A 20508-nucleotide genomic window follows, 5' to 3' on the forward strand; every position below is an offset into this window, starting at 1 on the left:
TTGTCGAAATGGTCACAGGCAATCAGTCAGCCCCTCGTAAACGTGGGTGCTGGTTCCGGGCAGGGTGGCATGCAGGGCTTCATGCCCGGCGCGCTCCCACGCTGCCAGCAGCTCGTCCAAGTGGGTTCCCGCCGCCAGTGGCAGCATGCAGGCATAGCGTCCCTGGTCAACATCGATCTGCCCGGTCTTCTGGACCCAGGTGTAGCTCCCGGCGAACGTCCAGACACAACGGGCCACGACACCGGTGGCCCGCTGCACTGAGCAACGCAAGCGCATCGCCCGCAGGTTGTAATACTGCCCTTCGCAGAAGGTATCCCCACAGATATCGTCAAAGCCGCGCACCAACAGACGTTCGGCCGCCAGGAAGCGCTCGCGCCCGGTCGCCGGATTCGGGTAGTCACGGGCATCGACAAATTGAGGGGTCGCCTGGGCGTTGGCTGCCATCAGCAGCGCGCAGACCAGCCATCGTGCCGGGAAGACGCGCATCACCCCACCCTCCCGGTCTTCCGGAGGCAGTCCGGCAGCGCGTCGAACAGGCCATGGTCAAGTCCAGGCAGGTTCGCCGTCAGGCCATCTGGTGCTTCCAGTGAAGCATGGAAGGCGTCAACAGGTACCCCTGGCCCCAACTCCAACGGACAGACCCAGCGGCCATTGTCGACCTGCACCTCCCCGGTATCGGCCTGCACGGCCAGCTCGCTGGCCACCACCACCCAGGCACAGCGCTGCACCGTTCCGCGATGGGCCAGCACCGCGCAGCGGACCTCCATCACCCGGTAGTTGCTGTACTCACCTTCGCACCAGGTATCGGCACAAAGCCGGTCGAACTCCCTTGCCAGGGCGGCCTGCAGCCCGTAGGCGCGCTCCCAGTTGGCCTCGGGCCGGGGGTAATCGATCAGGTCCACGTGCAGACCGCGGGCGGAGACAGGCAGGGACGCCAGCAACAGCACGACCCCCATGCATCGGGCATACCAGGACATCGACGGAACTCCTCGGGAATGAGCGTTCAGCCTGCGCCGGCAGACCCTCCTGGCCCATCGGCCAAGGGCGGCGCCCCCCGTCAGGCCTTGCCGCGTCGGCAGGTCGGCCCCCCACCCCCTGCACAGCGCCCGGCAAAGGCATAAAATGGTGAGCTATCCGTCTATATCCCCCCACCTGGAGCACACCATGGGTCTGGAACTCGTCTCGCCCGGCAAGAACCCGCCGGAAGAAATCAACGTCATCATCGAGATCCCGAAGGACTCGGAGCCGGTGAAGTACGAAGTGGACAAGGAAACCGGCGCGATCTTCGTCGACCGCATCCTCTCCACCCCGATGCGCTACCCGTGCAACTACGGCTACGTGCCGAGCACGCTGTGTGGCGACGGCGATCCGGCCGACGTGCTGGTGGTGCTGCCGCTGCCGCTGGTGCCGGGCTCGGTCGTGCGCTGCCGTCCGGTCGGCGTGCTGAAGATGAGCGATGAGGCGGGCAGCGACGAGAAGATCCTGGCCGTGCCGGTCTCGAAGATCTTCAGCGGCTACGCCCACGTCGAAGACATCGCCCAGGTCTCGAGCCACTGGCTGGAGCGCATCGGCCACTTCTTCGAGCACTACAAGGACCTGGAGAAGGGCAAGTGGGTCAAGCTGGACGGTTGGGGCGGCGCCGCTGAGGCCAAGCAGATCCTGATCGAGGCGCACCAGCGCCATCTCGACAGCAAGGCCTGAGCCTGAACCGGATCGCTCCGGCGGTACCCTGCCGGAGCGATGCGGGTCACGTTTCATGACGACGGCACATCACTCTTGCTGCCGTATTAGGTAAATTGCGTCACTTCACACGTCATCGACATCCATCGTCGAGACAGCCAGGGGAATGTGTCGTGCGTATTCTGCTTGTTGGGGATGCAGCCAGCCTGCCGGCCGAGCTGACCGAATTCATTGCCGATCTTGGGGAAGACTGGCAGCCGTTGACCGCCACCGATGGCCAGGCCGCGATGACCGCGGTGGCCACGCAGGGCGTGGACGCGGTGATCGTCTGCCCGCAATTGCCGGATCTCAATGCCACCACGCTGCTGGGGCAGATCCGGACCTTGCGCCCGGAGACCATCCGCATCGCGCTGGTCGATGCGCAGCATGGCAACCGGCCGCCGCCGGCGCGCCTCATTGGTGTCGCCCACCGCTTCCTGCCGCTGCCGCTGGCGCCGGAAGTGCTGCTGGAGGCACTGACCAGCCTGGAAGAACTGCGCGAAGTGCTGGACAGCCCGCGCCTGCGCGATGCCATCGGCCGTATCGAGAAACTGCCCTCGCCGCCGCACCTGTACCTGAGCCTGACCCAGGCCCTGGAACATGACGACGACGCCGACAGTGCCGATGTCGCCAAGCTGGTCGCCGCCGATCCGGCGATCGCCGCCAAGGTGCTGCAACTGTCGAACTCGGCCTTCTTCAGCCAGGGCCGCACCATTGCCGACCTGCGCACCGCCGTGACCCGGCTGGGCCTGGCCACGCTGCGTGACCTGGTGCTGGCCAGCGAAGTGTTCTCCGCACCGACGCTGTCGGCCGCCGAGCGCAACTCGCTGCAACAGCGCGCACTGCTGGCCTCGCGGCTCGCCGCACGCCTGCTGCCCGAATCCAGTGCCGAACTGGGAGCGACTGCCGCGCTGCTGGCCGACATCGGCCTGCTGCTGCCGGGTGTGCGCAACGAGCGCAGCGAGCCCTCGCTGGCCGGCGACACCCGCCCTGGCCATGCCGAGGCCGGCGCCTACCTGCTGGGCCTGTGGGGCCTGCCGATGCCGATCATCGAAGCGGTGGCCTTCCACCTGCAGCCGCAGCGCGCCAACACCCGCAGCTTCTGGGTGACCGGTGCGGTGCACGTGGCCCTGGCGCTGGTCAATGGCGATCCGGTGGACGAGGACTACCTGCAGCGCGCAGGCGTGCTGAACAAACTGCCGCAATGGCGCGAACACGCCAATGCGCTGATGGGACTGGTGCCCAGCGACGCCTGAGCGCGTTGCATGATGTCCGGATGACAGAGGGCGCACCCACAAGGTGCGCCCCTTCCATATCAGCGGGTACCGCAGGCGTCCTGCACGCAGCGACGGTACTGCGACTCGCAGATGACCGGTGACTTGCCACTGGCCAGGCACTGCTGGCGGAACTCCTCACAGTAGAGCCCACCGCCGCAGACCCCGAGGCCCTGCGCGAACACTGCGCCCACCAGCGTTGCGTAGATCAATGCAGCGGCGGATGCCTGCCGCAGCAACGTGTTCTTCATATCCCTCTCCACATGCAAGCGTCCGGTAGTGGACCTCCTGACTGTGTTGATTACGACACGACGGGACCGTGACTGCGCTCACCTTCCAACAATTTCCGGAATTCCCCTACAAGAAAAAGGGCGGACCTTGCGGTCCGCCCTCCTTCTGTTGCTACCGCACTTCGATGGATCAGAAGCGCTGGGTGTACTTCATGTACAGGAAGCGACCCACGTCGAAGCCGCCGTAGTAGGCGAACGCCGAGTTCGGAGCCGAGTACTGCAGGGCACCCTTGTGGTCGAACACATTGTTCGCGCCCAGGGCGATGGTCGCATCCCACGGCGCCTTCCAGCTGACCTGCAGGTCGTGGAAGGTGTTGGAACCGGTGTGACGCAGCGGATCGGTCTCACCGTTGGCCATGTGGTTCGGAGCATCGCACCAGCCGTCAGCCAGCGAGATGCAGCTTTCCTTCATGCCCGAGTAGTAGCGCGCGGTGTAGTTCACACCGAAATCGCCGTACTGCCAGTTGACGCCCAGGTTCGAACGCACGCGGAACAGGCCCGGCTCGCTGACGCGGCCGACCATGATGTTGTCGCCCGCGCTGTTCTGGCGCTGCTCGTCGTACTTGGCGGTGTAGCTGGTCTGCCAGTCGATGCTGAACTGACCAATGGCCAGTTCCGGCAGGCGGTACTTGATGCCCAGATCGTAGCCCTGGGTTTCCATCTTGCCGAGGTTGGCGGTGCCGTAGGTGATCGCACTGACGTGGCCGTCAGCCGCACGGGTCACGCTCGAGCAGCGCGAAGCGTTACCCAGCACGTAGCAGTCACGCAGGATGCGGTCGACGCTGTCAGCGATGATCATGTCGCTGATTTCGTACTTGTACCAATCCAGCGACACGTCCAGGCCCTGCACCCAACGCGGGCTCCACACCAGGCCGAAGGTGGTGCTCTTGGAGGTTTCCGGCTTCAGGTTCGGATTGGCACCCGAGATGAACTGGTCACCCGACTGGCACGGCAGGGTCGAACATTCCTTGCCTGCCTGGCCCAGCTGCACGTAGTTGGCCGGCACGCCTGCGCCGGAGCACGCGGCATTGCCTGCAACGCTGCCCGGAGCCTTCACGCCGCACGGATCGATGTAGGACTCGAAGCTCGAGCTCAGGCCACCGTACAGGTCGCTGATGGTCGGAGCGCGGAAGCCCTCGGCGTAGGTGCCGCGGACCAGCAGTTCATCCAGCGGACGCCAGGTCAGGCCGAACTTGCTGTTGGTGGTGCCACCGAAGTTGCTGTAGTCCGAATAACGGCTGGCAACGTTCAGGGTCAGTTCCTTGGCGAAGGCCATGTCGGCCAGCAGCGGCACGTTCAGTTCGAGGTAGACCTCGTTCAGATCGTACTGGCCGCGGGTCGGCTTCTGGCCCAGGCCGGTGGACTGGCCCGACTGTGCGAAGGCGTCCGGCACGTAGCTGCCTTCTTCCTTGCGGTGCTCGACACCCAGGGCGAAGCCCAGGTCGCCGGCCGGCAGGGTCACGATGGCGCCCGACAGGTTGGCGGTGAAGCTGGTGGTCTTGGTGACGCCACGGGTGGTGAAGGTCGGGAACAGGAAGTCCTGCAGCTCCTGGTTCGCCAGCGAGCCCTGACCCTCAACGCCGTACGGCAGCAGCGGGTTCCACGGACGGCAATCGCCCAGGATCGGGTTGGCGGCGGTGCCGCAGCGGGCAACGCCACCGGCATCGATGAACGACGGGCCCAGCGCCTGACGCGCGCCGATCAGGCTCATGTCACCGCGGTTGCTCTTGATCGACTCGTTGCGGTTCCACAGCGCGCCGACATCCCAGTCGAAGGTCTTGCCACCCAGCTCGAAGAAGCCGGTCAGGGTCGGAGCGAAGCGCAGGGTCTTCAGCTGGCTGTCAGTGGTACGCGGCACTTCCCACAGGCGGCGGCGGAAGCTGACGTCCTGGCCAACCGGGTTGAAGGCGCTGTCTGCCGACAGCGGGGTGTTGATCGACTTGGAAGCGGACTGGTACGGATAGCCGGCGATCTGCTGGAACGTCTGGCGCTCGTTGTAGAGCACGTCGGTGTTCAGGCTGATCGAATCGGTGAAGTCGTAGGTGCCGTTGATGTAGACCGACTTGCGCTTCACACCGGTCAGCAGGGTCATCTGCTCGTTCGAGTTGGCGAACTCGTCTTCGGTGATCGCGTGGTAGTCGTTCGGGTTCTTCGGATTGCCACCCGGGTTCAGGGTCTGCCACACCGCGCTCGACTTGCTGCAGTCGTACAGCTTCGGGTTGCACCAACTGCCGTTCTGGCTGATCGGGCTCCAATCAGCCGAGGTGGAGTTCGGACCCAGCGAGCCGTCACGGCTGTACCAGCGGTCCTTGGCCCACACCGGATCCTGCTTCGAGTACTCGGCCGACAGGGTCAGGCTGCCGCGCTCACCGCGGGCACCGAGGGTCATCGAATAGGTTTCGCTGTCGCCGTCGCCCTTGCCGTACTGGCCGACGTAGACATTGGCTTCGCCGCCGTCGAAGTTCTTGCGGGTGATCACGTTGACCACGCCGGCAATGGCGTCGGAACCGTAGATCGACGAGGCGCCGTCCTTCAGGATCTCGATACGCTCAACGGCCGACATCGGGATCTGGCTCAGGTCCTGCAGACCCGAGGTCGAAGCGCCCAGGCGCTTGCCGTTCATCAGCACCAGGGTGCGCTCGGCGCCCAGGTTGCGGATGTCGACGTAGTAGCCGCCCACGTTCTCGCCCGAAGCCAGCGACTCCGAACGCGAAATGGCCGGGGAACCGGCCGAGGTCAGGTTGTTCAGCACGTCGGCGACGCTCGAGAAGCCCTGCTTTTCCAGGGATTCGCGGGTCATCGTCAGGATCGGCTGCTGGGTCTCCACCGAGGCGCCGCGGATGCGCGAGCCGGTGACCGAAATGCGGTCCAGGTCGGTGGTGCCCTTTGCTTCCTGAGCCGAAGCAAAGGCCGGCGCCAGCGCCAGCGCAATGCCGGCCGGCAGCAAGCCGAACCGCACTGCGGGATTACGAACGTTCATCTATCTCTCCAAGGTACGTGTTAGCAGCGTGTTAAAACACCCCAGCACGTTACGATTGCGTTGCAGCGCTGTATTTGCGCGAACCAACCGGAGACTTTGCGGATTGTGGCGGGAGCAAGCCGCCGTTCTCCCTGAAGCGCGACGCGGACTGGCCGTAGCGGGCGCGGAACGCACGCGCGAAGCTGCAGCAGTTGTCGAAACCGCTGGCGGCAGCGACCTCGCCCACCATCATGTCGGTGTCGCGCAGCAGATCAGCGGCGCGTTCGAGGCGCAGTCGTGCCGAAAGCGACTGCGGGCTTTCCTCGTACAGGCTCTGGAAGGTCTTGGAGAGGTACCAGCTGGAGAAGTTGGTCAGTTCGGCCAGTTCGCCGATGCGCACCACCCGGTGGCTGTTGCCTTCCAGATAGAGGCGCGCACGCTGCATGCGGCCGAACACCTGGCGCTTGCGGCTGCGCGAGCGGCCTGGGCAGCGCTGCACGTTGTCGGCCAGGCCACGCTGCAGGCCAGCAAGGTGCAGCAGCAGCGGACGCAAGGCCTGGGCCGGCTGGCCGCTGGCCAGCGCATCGCGCCACAAGCGCAGCGCAACGCGGGCGTCACTGCGGTTCATGCGGCCACGACCGGCATACAGGCCACAGTCGGCCATCTCGGTCAGCACGCGAAGCGCTTCAACGTTCAGGTTCAGGCCAACGCACAACCCGTTGCGACCGGCCTGCACCAACGGCCGCGATTCCTTTTCGAAGGCGATCCACTCGCCCTGGCGCAGGCGGAATCGTCCTTCCTTGGCCTCCACCCACGAACTGCCACGCACCTGCATCCAGACAGTGAAGCTGGAGCCGGCGGTCTGCAGGCTGCCCAGCCGGGCCACGCCCAGGCAGGTCGGCGTGACATCGTCGAGCGACCGGTCCAGGGAGACGGTTTGGCCGCGATCGGCCAGCGAGAGTTGACGCATGGGGGCACCACGGATTTGCCTAGTACAGGACTCCGTTTTGCCTAATCAGGCGGCACCGCGTCAGGAAAGTCCGACGAGATCGCCACGAATTCGCGACGAGATCCAGACGAAGAAATTACGAAGGCCCATTTCCACTGAAAAACAATAACTTGGAGAACGCCGGAAACAGCGCGGGGGGGCGTTCGGGCAACCGCATCACACCGATGTCGGCACCATCGCTGACCGCCATCGCCACGAACAGGTCACGCCCGTCAGCGCTGGCGCTGAGTCCGTTGCCGGCGCTGAGCCGTTCCGCATCCAGGCAGCGTTCCGGCTCCGCGCGGCCGGGCAGGATGCGCACGAAGGTGGTGCCACACGTGCTCGAAGTGCCGAGGTAACCGACGCCAGTGTTGCCGGCCACGGTCCAGGCCCGGTATCGCCAGCGGCTGGGCCGGTCATCGCTGATCTGCTGCACGCTGCCTGACGACAACGCGGCGTCGGCCGACCACAGGCCACCTGCGGCCAGGCGGGTGAACAACACGCGGCCACTGCTGCGGTCGAAGCGCGCCTGCGACACCCCTTCGATGCTGGCCAACCGGCGCCAGGGCTGGGTGCTGCGGTCGAACAGACTCAACCGGGTGCGCTGGTCGGCATCGCGCTCGACCACAAACAACTGCTCCGGCGACGCGCCATACAGGGCCTGCAGCGGCTGTTCGGCCGGGACCGGCAAAGGTTGCAGGCGTTCATCGCGTGGCGCGATCTCGTAGACCACCGTGCGCCCATGCGCGTCGCGGCCGACCACGAGCAGCTGGCGGCTGTCGGCCGACCAGTCCGGTGCCTGCCGCGCTTCCGGCCGCAGCCCTTCAATGGGGCGCAGCGAATCCGGCCGCTGCATGTCCGCCCACCACAGGGCGAAGCTGCCGGAGCGATCCGAGGTGAAGACCAGCTGGCGGCCATCCGGCGCTGCCATCGGCTGCCCATCGCGGCCACTGGATGCAAACAGGCGTTCGGGCGCGCCGCTGCCCTGCACCGGCACCTTGAACACGCCGAACTGCGCGCGCCGGTGGACGAAGGCCAGCATCCCGCCACGTCGCGACACGGCGGGCCACTGCGCATCATCCAGGCCGGCATCGCGCAGCGTGTGCCGCTCGACGTCCAGATAATAGAGCCGCGCCTCGCTGTCGACGCGGCGACCGAACACGATGGTGCGGCCATCGTCCAGCCAGGCCCATCCGCGCAGCTCTGCCGCCTCGTTGGTCAGCTGCTCGGGCTTACCGCCCGCGGCCGGCACCCGCCACAGATCGCCCAGCTGCGGATTGCGCACGAACACCAGCCATTGCCCATCGGGCGAGTAGCGCGGTGCGTAGTCGAAGTCGTCCTGGTCGACGCTGTACGCCAGCGCGCGCCACTGACCACTGGCCAGGTCCAGCACGCGGATGCCACGGTGCGCGTAGCGCCCGACCATGCTGCCGAACACCAGGCCGCGACCATCGGGCGTCCAGTCGAAGCTGAGCAGCTCGGTGCCATCGCAGCGCGTGGCCTGGCGCAGTGCGCCACCGGTAGCGCTGGCGATCAGCACCTGGCAGCCACCGTCGGCAGAGAACCGTGCGAAGGCAATTTCGCGACCATCCGGCGACCAGTTCGGGAATCGATCGACGGCACCGGCCGGCGGCGCCAGCAACTGGCGCGCCGGCGCGTTGCCGGAGGTCTGTACCTTGATCGCACCACCGCCGTTGCCATCTTCGTTGGCGCCTTCATAGGCCACCAGCGAACCATCCGGTGACAGCGTGGGATAGGTTTCAAAGCCGCTGGTTGCGGTGATCAACCGATAGGGACGCTGGGGGCTGCCGATCACCCGCGTGCCGTTCTCCACGGCGGCCTCCACCGGCGAACTGCTGGCCGGTGCGCGGCGCAGCAGCAGCGTGGTCATCACCAGCAGCGTGGCCAGCATCAACACGCCCAGCGCCAGCAGCACGCGGCGGCGGACATGGCGCCAGCGGCGGCGCGATTCCTGCGCGCGCGCGGGCAGCGCCGCAGCGGCGGCGAGTGCGGGCTGCACGTCCACATCTTCGTCGTCAGGCAAGCCCGCAGCCGACGGCTCCGCATCGTCCAGCGCCTGTACCGGTACCAGAAGCCGATAGCCGGTCTTGGCAATGGTCTCGATGTAGGCCTGGCCGCTGTCGTCGTCGTTGCTGAACGCCTTGCGCAGCTGGGTAACGGCCTGGGTCAGCACATCGTTGGTCGGCAGCGTGTCCGGCCACACCTCGGCGAACAACTCGTCGCGGGTGACCACACGGCCCGGCTGCCGCAGCAGCACGCGCAGCACGCCCAGCGCCTTCGGCGTCAGCCGGCGCGGACGACGCGCACCGACGACCTCGACTTCGCGCGAGGACAGAGTGACGATGCACTCTCCTATCCGTATCCGATCGGACACGGGTGGCTGTATTTCGCTGCTGTTCATTTTCTGCTACACAGTAGAGACAGGTCCCGGGCAGTGTTTGCCTTCGTTACGGTCCCGTCCTGGGAACAGCGAAAAGCCAGACTCCGCACAAAGCATCGGCGCATACCGCAAAAACAATCGAGCGCGCGAATACTAGCCTATGCAAGTTACCTCGCCTATCGCGTGGTCGACATCAGGCTCTCTCTCGCCGACGCATTCACATAATTCGCGACATCATTCGCGCCCTCTTGGGCGCGAAATTTTTATCTGGCGTTCATTTTCACATGCGCCGCAGCATGGTCAATCCGACCAGCCGCGAAACCACCAAAGCCACGTACATCACGCCGGAAAACTGCTCCAGCATGACCAGTGCTCGTGCCTGTGGATGAAGCGGCACGACGTCACTCAAGCCGACTCCAGACAGCAAGCTGAAGCTGAGATAAAGCAGCTCCATCCAACTGCGCTGCGCCTGCCCGCCGGTGCCCTGGAAACTGCCCGGATACCACTGCTGGCACACCGCGAACGCGAAGGCGAACGCCCACGCCAGCAGGGTGAAGGTTGCGCCAGCGGCGAACAGTTCGTCGCGGGTGACCTTGTGATCCTGGAGCATGTAGGCAATCAGGGCGCCAGCCGTGTAGAAGTACAGCAGGCTCTCCAGCACCTGCGCGGTGGTCAGCAATGCGGTGCGCTCGAGCAATGCGCCTGCCAACGAGAACACCACCGAGGGAATGGCCAGCAACAGCGCCAGCCAGGTGCCCAGCGGGCTGCGCTGGACCACCCACAGCGCCAGGCCGAGTACCGCCATGCCGAACATGCCCAGTGCCGCGCGGCCGGCGGCGGTGTCATCCAGCGCGGGATACAGCAGCACCGCCAGCAGCTGCGCGCCCAGCAACCAGGCCGAAGGATGCCGGCGGGCAATGGCCAGCCAACGGGTGGTCATGGCAACAGGCATGGTGTCCTTTCCCCGGGATGATGGGCGGAGGATAGCCGGGAGCGGCGTGATGAGCGGTAGTGCCGGCGACTGGCCGGCACCACCGTCTGCGCATCACCCCTGGTGGTAGACCTCGGCACCCGCGGCGCGGAACTCCTCCGACTTCTCCTTCATGCCGGCCTCGGCGTAGTCGCGCACATCCTGGGTGATCTTCATCGAACAGAAGTGCGGGCCGCACATCGAGCAGAAGTGCGACAGCTTGTGCGCATCCTTCGGCAGCGTTTCGTCATGGAACTCCCTGGCCTTCTCCGGATCCAGGCCAAGGTGGAACTGGTCTTCCCAGCGGAACTCGAAGCGCGCCTTGCTCAGTGCGTTGTCGCGTACCTGCGCGCCCGGATGGCCCTTGGCCAGGTCGGCCGCATGCGCGGCGATGCGGTAGGCCATGATGCCGTCACGCACGTCCTGGCGATTGGGCAGGCCGAGGTGTTCCTTCGGCGTCACGTAGCAGAGCATCGCCGTGCCGAACCAACCGATCATCGCCGCACCGATCGCGCTGGTGATGTGGTCGTAGCCCGGCGCGATGTCGGTGGTCAGCGGCCCCAGCGTGTAGAACGGCGCTTCGCCGCATTCACGCAGCTGCTTGTCCATGTTCTCCTTGATCAGCTGCATCGGCACGTGGCCGGGGCCTTCGATCATGGTCTGCACATCATGCTTCCAGGCGATCTTGGTCAGCTCACCCAGCGTCTCCAGCTCACCGAACTGCGCCGCGTCGTTGGCATCGGCGATGCAGCCCGGGCGCAGGCCGTCACCCAGCGAGAAGGTCACGTCATAGGCCTTCATGATCTCGCAGATATCTTCGAAGTGCGTGTAGAGGAAATTCTCCCTGTGGTGCGCCAGGCACCACTTGGCCATGATCGAACCACCACGGCTGACGATCCCGGTCACGCGCTTGGCGGTGAGCGGCACGTAGCGCAGCAGCACGCCGGCGTGGATGGTGAAGTAGTCCACGCCCTGCTCGGCCTGCTCGATCAGCGTGTCGCGGAAGATCTCCCAGGTGAGCGCTTCGGCGCGGCCGTCGACCTTCTCCAGCGCCTGGTAGATCGGCACGGTACCGATCGCCACCGGCGAATTGCGGATGATCCACTCGCGGGTTTCGTGGATGTGCTTGCCGGTGGACAGGTCCATCACGGTGTCACCACCCCAGCGGATCGCCCACACCAGTTTCTCCACCTCTTCGGCAATGCCCGAGGACACCGCGCTGTTGCCGATGTTGGCGTTGATCTTGGTCAGGAAGTTGCGGCCGATGATCATCGGCTCGCTTTCCGGGTGGTTGATGTTGTTGGGCAGCACCGCACGGCCACGGGCGATTTCATCGCGCACGAACTCCGGCGTGATGATCTTCTGGATCGAGGCGCCGAACGCCTCGCCCGGGTGCTGCTGCAGCAGGCCGGCATCGCGGATCGCGTCCAGCCGCTGGTTTTCGCGGATGGCGACGAATTCCATTTCCGGCGTGATGATGCCGCGGCGCGCATAGTGCATCTGGGTGACGTTCGCGCCTGCACGTGCACGTCGCGGCAGGCTGCGTGTGGGGAAGCGCACAGCATCGAGCTTCGGGTCGTGCTCGCGATCGCGGCCAAACGACGAACTCAGGCCGTCGAGCTGTTCGGTATCGCCGCGCTCCTCCACCCAGCCACGACGCAGCGCCGGCAGGCCCGCGGACAGATCGATACGCGCGTCCGGATCGGTGTACGGGCCCGACGTATCGTAGACCGTGACCGGTGCATTCTCCTCGCCGCCGAACAGCGTCGGCGTGCGGGTCAACGCGATCTCGCGCATCGGCACCTGCAGATCCGGACGCGAACCGGGTACGTGGATCTTGCGCGAGCCGGGAATGGGCCGGGTCACGGATTCGGAGAGTTGCTGGGCCTGTTGCTGCAGGGCGGAGAGCTGTGCGTTCATCGGGCATCGTCCAGGAAGGTCAGGGACGAAGCGGCGGCGCACTGCGACCGCGCACGGACGGTCCTTGGGCGGTGTCCGGGCACGGCTGCACTGCAAAGCTTCCCTACGCCGGTATGAGCCGGATCAGGTTCCAAGGGACTGTCTCAACCGTGGCCACATGGCCGCGGTACCCCCGCTTCTTGGCGTGCATTAGAGCATAGAGCGCCCGCTCCGGGAGTTGCCCCCGCGGTCAGTTCCGCTTTCCTGTGGAAAGCGGATCTGATCCGGATCGCTGTTCGTTAACAGAACCATGACGTCGCGTTCAGTAACGTGCACGTCCGTCGCCCTCCAGCGACCGATGCCTCCTTCGACGCCGACGCGGCCCCTGCCCGGTTCGCGCTGCATGCCGCCGGTCCTTCGCTGCAAGCTCTGCTCGCTCCCCTCAATCCCTTGATCGGAGAAGCTCCTTCATGGTGTTTCGCGTTTCCATCGCACTGGTTCTCCTGCTGGTGCTGCTTGCCGGTATTGCACCAGGCCCCTTCAATGCCGTGGTGCAGTCGATGCTGGCAGAAGTCATCCGCAGCGTCGGCTGGCTGTACCTGCTGGTGGTATTCCTGGCCCTGGTGTTCCTGATGTACCTGGCGTTCGGTCGCTTCGGCAACCTGCGCATCGGTGGCGAAGACGCCGAGCCCGAGTTCTCGCGAGCCAGCTGGATGTCGATGCTGTTCGCCGCCGGCATGGGCATCGGCCTGGTGTTCTGGGGCGCCGCCGAGCCCATTTCGCACTTCAGCAAGCCACCGGAAGGGCTTGCTCCGCAGAGCCTGGATGCGGCACGCGCCTCGATGCGCTATGCATTCTTCCACTGGGGCCTGCATCCGTGGGCCATCTATGCGCTGATCGGGCTGGCAATGGCCTGGTTCCAGTTCAACCGCAACGGCCGCGGCCTGGTCAGCGACATGCTGCAGCCGATCATCGGCCGCCACCATCGCGGCTGGATCGGTAGGGCGGTCAACATCGCTGCAGTGGTCGCCACCGCGATCGGTGTCGCGACTACGCTGGGCTTCGGCACCATCCAGATCGCCGCCGGCATCGAGCGCGTGTTCGGCGTGCAGGCTACCGTCGCTGTGCAGATGACCATCATTGCCGTCGCCTTCGTGCTGTATATGGCGTCCACCGCCAGTGGCGTGGAGCGAGGTGTGAAGTGGCTGTCCAATTTCAACCTGGCGTTGGCTGCCCTGCTGGCCGCCATCCTGCTGGTGCTGGGGCCGACCGGCTTCATCTTCGATACCTTCACCACCACGCTGGGCTCCTACCTCAACCAGCTGGTGACGATGAGCCTGCGCATGTCACCGTTCTCCGGCAGCACCTGGGTGGCGGACTGGACAATCTTCTACTGGGCCTGGTGGATCTCGTGGGCACCGTTCGTGGGGTCGTTCATCGCACGCATCTCGCGCGGCCGCAGCGTGCGCGAGTTCGTGATCGGCGTAGTGCTCGCGCCGACGCTGCTGGGCTTCTTCTGGTTCGCCGTATTCGGCGGCACCGCGCTGTGGGCACAGATCTTCGGCCATGCCGACCTGGTGCAGGCGCTGGGCAATGGCTACGAGACCGTGCTGTTCACGCTGTTCGACAGCATGCCGCTGCCGCTGCTGCTGTCGTGCATCGCACTGGTACTGCTGATGATCTTCTTCGTGACCTCGGCCGACTCGGCGGTACTGGTGCTGGCCAGCATGTCCACTGACGAAGCAGGCGATCCTCCGTTGAAGCGCAAGCTGGCCTGGGGCATTGCGGTGGCGTTGATCGCAGCGGCCTTGCTGCTGGCCGGTGGCCTGGATGCACTGCAGGGCATGATCACGATTGCGGCGTTGCCATTCGCGCTGCTGATGGTGCTGGTGATGGTGTCGCTGTACCGCGTGCTCGACCAGGAGTACACGCGTGAGCGGCGGCAGGCGCAGCGCCAGCGGCACATGATCGATGCGTGGATCGCGCGCGAGATGGCGGCGCAGGAGGAGACCCAGGCCGAGGCGGCGCGCGCGCAGGATCAAGATTGAGTGTGTTTTGCAGCCTGCGGCTGCACCGCTTTTCCAGGCAAGGGCCAAGGTCAAATTCAAAGGCGGCTCCGGGTTGCTGCTGGTTGGGTGGGGCGGTGTGGGTGGGCAGGACACGCCGTGAACCCATCCATGGGGGCTCGATGGCGCCATCCATGGCGCCAACGGTCCTGCCCACCCACACCGCCCCACGCCCGACAGATTTCCGGTGACGGTTGGTTTTCCACGCTTTGCGTGGAAGATGTGTATCGGAAAACAAGAAGGGGTCGGATCCGTTTTCCTGCGGAAAACGGATCCGACCCCAACCCAAAGCCCGCGGCTGTTGCCGTTGCCTTTGCTCTTGCTCTTCTTTTTCTTTTCCTGCGGTGACGGACACGGAAACTGTCCGTGGCCGGGCGGGTGGGTTGGCTGGGGGCGTGAGCCGCATGGATGCGGCGACCGAGCCTACAGGGACGTATTCACGGCGTCCCCCAGACAATCCATCCGCCCGGCCAAGCCAAGCATCGCTGAACCATCACCGCAGAGGGGGCTGCGCCCGGTGGCAGGGAAACCTCAATACCCCGCCGCCTGCCCGTCCTTGCGACTCTCCGAAGCTCCGTAATAAACCCCGCTCTCGGGGTCGCGCATGATCGCCTGGTACCCGCCATAAGGCCCATCGGCGAACACGATGCGATGCCCCTTGCGCATCAGCGCACGCACCGTCTCGTACGGGAAGCCGGTTTCCAGATTCACTTCACCACCGTCGGTCATCGCCGTGGCCTGTCCGGTCGGTTCGGTCGAGCCCTCGTGCTGGATGCGCGGTGCGTCACCGGCTTCCTGCAGGTTCATGCCGAAATCCACCAGGTTCATCACAATCTGCGCGTGGCCCTGCGGCTGCATCGCGCCGCCCATCACGCCGAAGCTGGCGTACGGCTTGCCGCCCTTGGTGATGAACGCCGGGATGATCGTCTGGAACGGCCGCTTGCCCGGTGCATAGCCGTTGGGATGGTTCTTCTGCAGCACGAACATCTCGCCACGATCCTGCAGGATGAAGCCCAGTCCCGGCGGCGCCATGCCGCTGCCCATGCCGCGGTAGTTGGACTGGATCAACGACACCATCATGCCGTCGGCGTCGGCCACGGTCATGTAGATCGTGTCGCCTTCTTCCAGCTGCTTCGGCGTGCCCGGCTGCACTTCCTTCAGCGCCTTGTCCATCGAGATCAGTGCGCGGCGCTGCGCGGCGTATTCCTTGGAGATCAGCTTCTGCACCGGCGCCGGCTGGAAGGCCATGTCGGCATAGAAGCGCGCACGGTCGGCGAAGGCCAGCTTCTTCGCTTCGACGAACAGGTGCACGTGCTCGGGTGAACCGAACGGGATCTTCGAGAAATCGTAGCCTTCCAGCACGTTGAGGATCTGCAGGGCGGCGATGCCCTGGCTGTTCGGCGGCAGCTCCCACACGTCGTAGCCACGGTAGTTGCTGCTGACCGGTTCGACCCACTCACCATGGTGGTCGGCCATGTCCTGGTAGCTCAGGTAGCCACCATTGGCCTTGAAGTAGTCGCCGATGGTGTGGGCAATGGCGCCCTTGTAGAAGGCATCGCGTCCGCCGTCGGCAATCTGCTGCAGGGTGCTGGCCAGGTTCGGGTTCTTCCACATCTCGCCCTTGCGCGGGGCGTGGCCGTTGATCGTGAACTGCTCCTTGAAGCCCGGGTACTGCGACAGCTTGGGCACCGAGCGGTCCCAGTAGTAGGCGATCACCTCGGCGACGGGATGGCCCTCGCGCGCGTAGCGGATGGCCGGCGCCAGGTTGTCGGCCATCGGCTTGCGGCCGAAGCGGTCGTGCAGCGCGAACCAGCCGTCGACCGCGCCGGGCACGGAGACCGGCAGCGGGCCGGTAGCCGGGATGTCCTTCAGGCCACGTCGCTGGAACTCGGCCAGGGTCAGCGACTTCGGCGAGCGCCCCGAACCGTTGTAGCCGTAGAGCTTCTGCGTCTTCGGGTCCCAGACGATGGCGAACAGGTCGCCACCGATGCCGTTGCCGGTCGGCTCCATCAGGCCAAGCGCGGCGTTGGCGGCGATCGCCGCGTCCACCGCCGAGCCTCCCCCTTTCATCACGTCCAGTGCAATCTGGGTGGCCAGCGGCTGCGAGGTAGCGGCCATCGCATGCGGGGCGATCACCTCCGAACGGGTGGCAAAGGTGTGGCCGGTGATGCGGTCGGCGGCCGAAGACAGTGCGGGCACAGCGGCCAGTACAGCGGCGGCCAGCAGGGAACGGGCAAGGCGTCGGGACACGGTCGGGTTCCGATGGAAGGGTGGTCCCCCGATCTTCGCCGCTGCGGCCATCCTGGGGTATCGGGCAGAGGTCATGGACGTTGATCCTGGGGCGGGTGTGCAAGGTCCGCACCCAGCAAGGCGAGGATCCGCCGGATTCCGCGCAAAAACCGCCCTGAAAGGAGTGAATTCCGGTTCACCGAAACACTTTCAGCGGCAACCATCCTTGTGCCACAGGCGATTGCGCCGGATGCAACGGAAACCAACAAGAATTCCGTCGCGAGGGTTGACATCGCCAAAACGGCTGTGTTTCTCTCGATCACATGTTGCATCACAACACGCCACCGCGAACCCACAACGAAGCCGCCGACATCGGCGCCGGCTCGCTGCGTTCGATTCTTGTGCTCGTACTTATTACCCAACCAACAGGTGCGGGACGAGCCAGCGTGTAAGCAACGAATACACCGGAACTCTTCAAAAACCCGCACCCGCCCCGGTGCGGGTTTTTTCATTTCAGAACCTGGTTTCAGACGCAACCACCATGCACAACGCCCAACGCAAAACCCGGACCCACACCGCCGCCACGCCTCGTGGTGGCTGTGCCTGCGCGGCGCATGGTGCCTCCTCCACCGCTTTCCCCTGACCGGCCGGTACGTCACCTCGACGACCGGCCGTTCTTTTTTTCTTCCCACCGCAAGGAACCTCCCCCATGAGCACCAACGACCTGCCCCAGACCAAGATCGCCGTCATCGGCTACGGCAGCCAGGGCCGCGCCCACGCACTGAACCTGCGCGAATCCGGCTTCGACGTGGTGGTAGGCCTGCGTCCGGGCGGCCCGACCGAAGTCAAGGCACAGGCCGACGGCTTCACCGTGAAAGCACCGGCCGACGCGGTGAAGGATGCGGACCTGGTCGCCGTGCTGACCCCGGACATGGTGCAGAAGAAGCTCTACGACGACGTGCTGGCGCCGAACATGAAGCAGGGTGCGGTGCTGCTGTTCGCGCACGGCCTGAACGTGCACTTCGACATGATCAGGCCGCGCGACGACCTGGACGTGGTGCTGGTTGCGCCCAAGGGCCCGGGCGCGCTGGTGCGCCGCGAGTACGAGATCGGCCGTGGCGTGCCCTGCATCTGGGCGGTCTACCAGGACAAGAGCGGCAAGGCGGCCGAGTACGCACTGGCCTATGCGGCCGGCCTCGGCGGTGCACGCGCCAACCTGATCCAGACCACCTTCAAGGAAGAGACCGAGACCGACCTGTTCGGCGAGCAGGCGGTGCTGTGCGGCGGTGCCTCGGCACTGGTGCAGGCCGGTTTCGAGACCCTGGTCGAAGCGGGCTACCAGCCGGAGATCGCCTACTACGAAGTGCTGCACGAACTGAAGCTGATCGTCGACCTGTTCTATGAAGGCGGTATCTCGCGCATGCTGGAATTCATCTCCGAGACCGCGCAGTACGGCGACTACGTCAGCGGCCCGCGGGTGATCGACGCCGGCACCAAGGCGCGCATGAAGGAAGTGCTGAAGGACATCCAGGACGGCACCTTCACCAAGAACTGGGTGGCCGAGTACGAAGCGGGCCTGCCGAACTACAACCGGTTCAAGCAGGCCGACCTGGAGCACCCGATCGAGAAGGTGGGCAAGGAACTGCGCGCCAAGATGGTCTGGTTGCAAGGACAGGCCGCGTAACCGCGCGGCCCTCCCCCACCCGCTTTGCAAGGTTCCCCCATGAACTCTTCCACACACCGCAGCGCGCCGCCCAACGGCGCGCGCTGGCTGACCCAGGCGCTGGAAGCCGAAGGCATCCGCACGCTGTTCGGCTATCCCGGCGGCACCATCATGCCGTTCTACGACGCGCTGGTGGATTCGTCGCTGAAGCACATCCTGGTGCGCCACGAGCAGGGTGCCGCACTGGCGGCGAATGGATTCGCCCGCGCCAGCGGCCAGGTCGGCGTCTGCGTGGCCACCTCCGGCCCGGGCGCCTCCAACCTGGTCACCGGCATTGCCGATGCGATGCTGGATTCGGTGCCGATGGTCTGCATCACCGGCCAGGTCGCCACGCCGCTGCTGGGTACTGACGCTTTCCAGGAACTGGATGTGTTCGGCCTGACCATGCCGATCGTCAAGCACAGCTGGCTGGTGCGCAGCGTCGACGACCTGCCGCGCGTGGTCGCCGATGCCTTCCGCGTCGCCCGCGAGGGCCGGCCCGGCCCGGTGCTGATCGACCTGCCCAAGGACGTGCAGCTGGCCGATGCCAGCCACCTGCCGGCGCACGTGCCGAGTAGCGTCGAGCCGCCACCTGCGCCGGCCGAAGCGGCCATCGCCGAAGCCATCGCCGCACTGGCGGCCGCCGAGAAGCCGGTGGTCTACGCCGGTGGCGGCATCGCGCTGGGCGATGCGGTGCAGGACCTGCGCGACTTCGTCGAAGCCAGCGCCATCCCCACCGTGATGACCCTGCGTGGCCTGGGCGCGCTGCCGGCCAGCCATCCGCAGTCACTGGGCATGCTGGGCATGCACGGTACCCGCGCGGCCAACATGGCGGTGCAGGAAAGCGACCTGCTGCTGGTGCTGGGTGCACGCTTCGACGACCGCGCCACCGGCAAGCTGGCCGAGTTCGCACCGTTCGCCCGCGTCGTCCATATCGATGCCGACGCCTACGAGATCTCCAAGCTGCGCAGCGCCGATGTCGCCGTGCCTGGCAACGTCGGCCATGCCATCCGTGCCCTGCGTGCGGCCTTCCCCTCCCCCAAGGCCCACCAGGACGCGTGGCGCAGGCGTTGCGCGCAGCACCGCGACCGCTTCTCTGCACGCTACGACGCACCGGGCCAGCACATCTACGCCCCGGCGCTGCTGAAGCGCCTGAGCGAGCTGGCCCCGGCCGATGCGGTGATCGCCTGCGATGTCGGCCAGCACCAGATGTGGGTGGCGCAGCACTGCCGCTTCAACCACCCGCGCAACCACCTGACCAGTGGCGCGCTGGGCACCATGGGCTTCGGCCTGCCGGCGGCGATGGGTGCGCAGTTCGCATGCCCGGAGCGCACCGTGGTGCTGGTGTCCGGCGACGGCAGCTTCATGATGAACGTGCAGGAGCTGGCGACCATCGCGCGTTGCCGCCTGCCGGTGAAGATCGTGCTGCTGGACAACAGTTCGCTGGGCATGGTGCGGCAGTGGCAGGAGCTGTTCTTCGCCGAGCGTTACAGCGAGATCGACCTGTCCGACAACCCGGACTTCGTGGCGCTGGCACAGGTGTTCGGCATCGCCGCCACCCGCATCGACAACCGCGACGACGTGGAAGGCGGCCTGGCCGCGCTGCTGGCCGAACCGGGCCCGGCCCTGCTGCACGTGGCCATCGATGCACGTGCCAACGTGTGGCCACTGGTGCCGCCGAACACCGCCAACAGCACGATGCTGGAAAGCAACCCCGCCCATGCCCGCCAGGAGACCCCCAATGCAATACCGGCTTGACCTGGTGCTGCACCCGGCCGAAGGCGCGCTGCTGCGCGTGATCGGCATGGCCGAACGCCGCGGCTTCGCACCGCGCGCGATCAGCGGTGCGCCGGTGGCCGACGACGATGGCCGCTGGCACCTGCAGCTGGTGGTGGATGGCCAGCGCCCGGCGGAAACGCTGTGCCGGCAGATCGAGAAGATCTACGACTGCGTGTCCGTGCAGGTCACTGCCGTGGAAGGAGCATCCGTATGAACACCCGTACCGTAGTGA

At 65.9% G+C, this 20508-nt stretch carries 15 protein-coding genes and 1 riboswitch; of the genes, 6 read left to right on the forward strand and 9 right to left on the reverse strand.

From position 1 onward, the window contains the following. Positions 1-12: 12 nt before the first annotated feature. Positions 13-486 (reverse strand): hypothetical protein, encoded by a 474-nt coding sequence (locus AC5P56_RS00400; RefSeq protein WP_227864224.1) that lies wholly within the window; start codon positions 484-486, stop codon positions 13-15. Beyond that, on the reverse strand, positions 486-977 hold the full coding sequence (locus AC5P56_RS00405) for a hypothetical protein (protein WP_126411341.1): 492 nt from the start codon (positions 975-977) through the stop codon (positions 486-488). The genes AC5P56_RS00400 and AC5P56_RS00405 overlap by 1 nt, the downstream gene beginning before the upstream one ends. A 187-nt stretch (positions 978-1164) precedes the next feature. Between AC5P56_RS00405 and ppa the strand changes: the two genes are divergently transcribed. Next, complete coding sequence (gene ppa / locus AC5P56_RS00410) at positions 1165-1701, forward strand: inorganic diphosphatase (RefSeq protein ID WP_005410935.1); 537 nt, start codon at positions 1165-1167, stop codon at positions 1699-1701. 152 nt (positions 1702-1853) lie between these two features. After that, on the forward strand, positions 1854-2975 hold the full coding sequence (locus AC5P56_RS00415; protein ID WP_014038392.1) for an HDOD domain-containing protein: 1122 nt from the start codon (positions 1854-1856) through the stop codon (positions 2973-2975). A gap of 59 nt (positions 2976-3034) precedes the next feature. Here AC5P56_RS00415 and AC5P56_RS00420 read toward each other — a convergent pair whose 3' ends face one another. The 6 genes from AC5P56_RS00420 to thiC all read right to left on the reverse strand — a co-directional run bounded on the left by AC5P56_RS00420 (position 3035) and on the right by thiC (position 12521). Then, on the reverse strand, positions 3035-3244 hold the full coding sequence (locus tag AC5P56_RS00420; protein WP_014648325.1) for a hypothetical protein: 210 nt from the start codon (positions 3242-3244) through the stop codon (positions 3035-3037). Between the two features lie 169 nt (positions 3245-3413). Then, positions 3414-6263: a TonB-dependent receptor plug domain-containing protein gene (locus AC5P56_RS00425; RefSeq protein WP_014648326.1), complete on the reverse strand. Its 2850-nt coding sequence runs from the start codon at positions 6261-6263 to the stop codon at positions 3414-3416. A gap of 49 nt (positions 6264-6312) precedes the next feature. Further along, positions 6313-7212 (reverse strand): helix-turn-helix transcriptional regulator, encoded by a 900-nt coding sequence (locus AC5P56_RS00430; RefSeq protein ID WP_032955994.1) that lies wholly within the window; start codon positions 7210-7212, stop codon positions 6313-6315. 115 nt (positions 7213-7327) lie between these two features. After that, entirely contained in the window at positions 7328-9652 is a 2325-nt protein-coding gene (locus AC5P56_RS00435; protein WP_197606357.1) for a winged helix-turn-helix domain-containing protein, read from the reverse strand. A gap of 259 nt (positions 9653-9911) precedes the next feature. Continuing rightward, the gene (locus tag AC5P56_RS00440) at positions 9912-10583 is read right to left on the reverse strand and encodes an ion channel (protein WP_014648329.1); all 672 of its coding nucleotides are present in this window, start codon (positions 10581-10583) and stop codon (positions 9912-9914) included. A gap of 93 nt (positions 10584-10676) precedes the next feature. Then, positions 10677-12521 carry a phosphomethylpyrimidine synthase ThiC gene (gene thiC, locus AC5P56_RS00445; RefSeq protein ID WP_032955989.1) on the reverse strand — a complete coding sequence of 615 codons (1845 nt, stop codon included), beginning with the start codon at positions 12519-12521 and terminating at the stop codon, positions 10677-10679. An 82-nt stretch (positions 12522-12603) separates the two neighbouring features. Further along, positions 12604-12705: riboswitch (TPP riboswitch) on the reverse strand. 265 nt (positions 12706-12970) lie between these two features. Between thiC and AC5P56_RS00450 the strand changes: the two genes are divergently transcribed. Then, positions 12971-14548 (forward strand): BCCT family transporter, encoded by a 1578-nt coding sequence (locus AC5P56_RS00450; protein WP_049440587.1) that lies wholly within the window; start codon positions 12971-12973, stop codon positions 14546-14548. A 549-nt stretch (positions 14549-15097) separates the two neighbouring features. On the opposite strand, the gene ggt is transcribed toward AC5P56_RS00450, so the two are convergent. Beyond that, positions 15098-16816 carry a gamma-glutamyltransferase gene (ggt, locus tag AC5P56_RS00455; RefSeq protein ID WP_046432417.1) on the reverse strand — a complete coding sequence of 573 codons (1719 nt, stop codon included), beginning with the start codon at positions 16814-16816 and terminating at the stop codon, positions 15098-15100. A 688-nt stretch (positions 16817-17504) separates the two neighbouring features. On the opposite strand from ggt, the gene ilvC reads away from it, so the two are divergent. Genes ilvC through AC5P56_RS00470 form a run of 3 tightly spaced genes read left to right on the forward strand, consistent with a single transcriptional unit; the run spans position 17505 to position 20490 of the window. After that, positions 17505-18479, forward strand: coding sequence for a ketol-acid reductoisomerase (gene ilvC / locus AC5P56_RS00460; protein ID WP_014648333.1), 975 nt, complete (start codon positions 17505-17507; stop codon positions 18477-18479). Between the two features lie 39 nt (positions 18480-18518). Continuing rightward, positions 18519-20255: an acetolactate synthase 2 catalytic subunit gene (ilvG, locus tag AC5P56_RS00465; RefSeq protein WP_014648334.1), complete on the forward strand. Its 1737-nt coding sequence runs from the start codon at positions 18519-18521 to the stop codon at positions 20253-20255. Then, entirely contained in the window at positions 20239-20490 is a 252-nt protein-coding gene (locus tag AC5P56_RS00470) for an ACT domain-containing protein (protein WP_014648335.1), read from the forward strand. Before ilvG ends, AC5P56_RS00470 begins: the two co-directional genes overlap by 17 nt. Positions 20491-20508 lie beyond the last annotated feature (18 nt).

Source organism: Stenotrophomonas sp. YJH_SMC_131 (genome assembly GCF_059367975.1).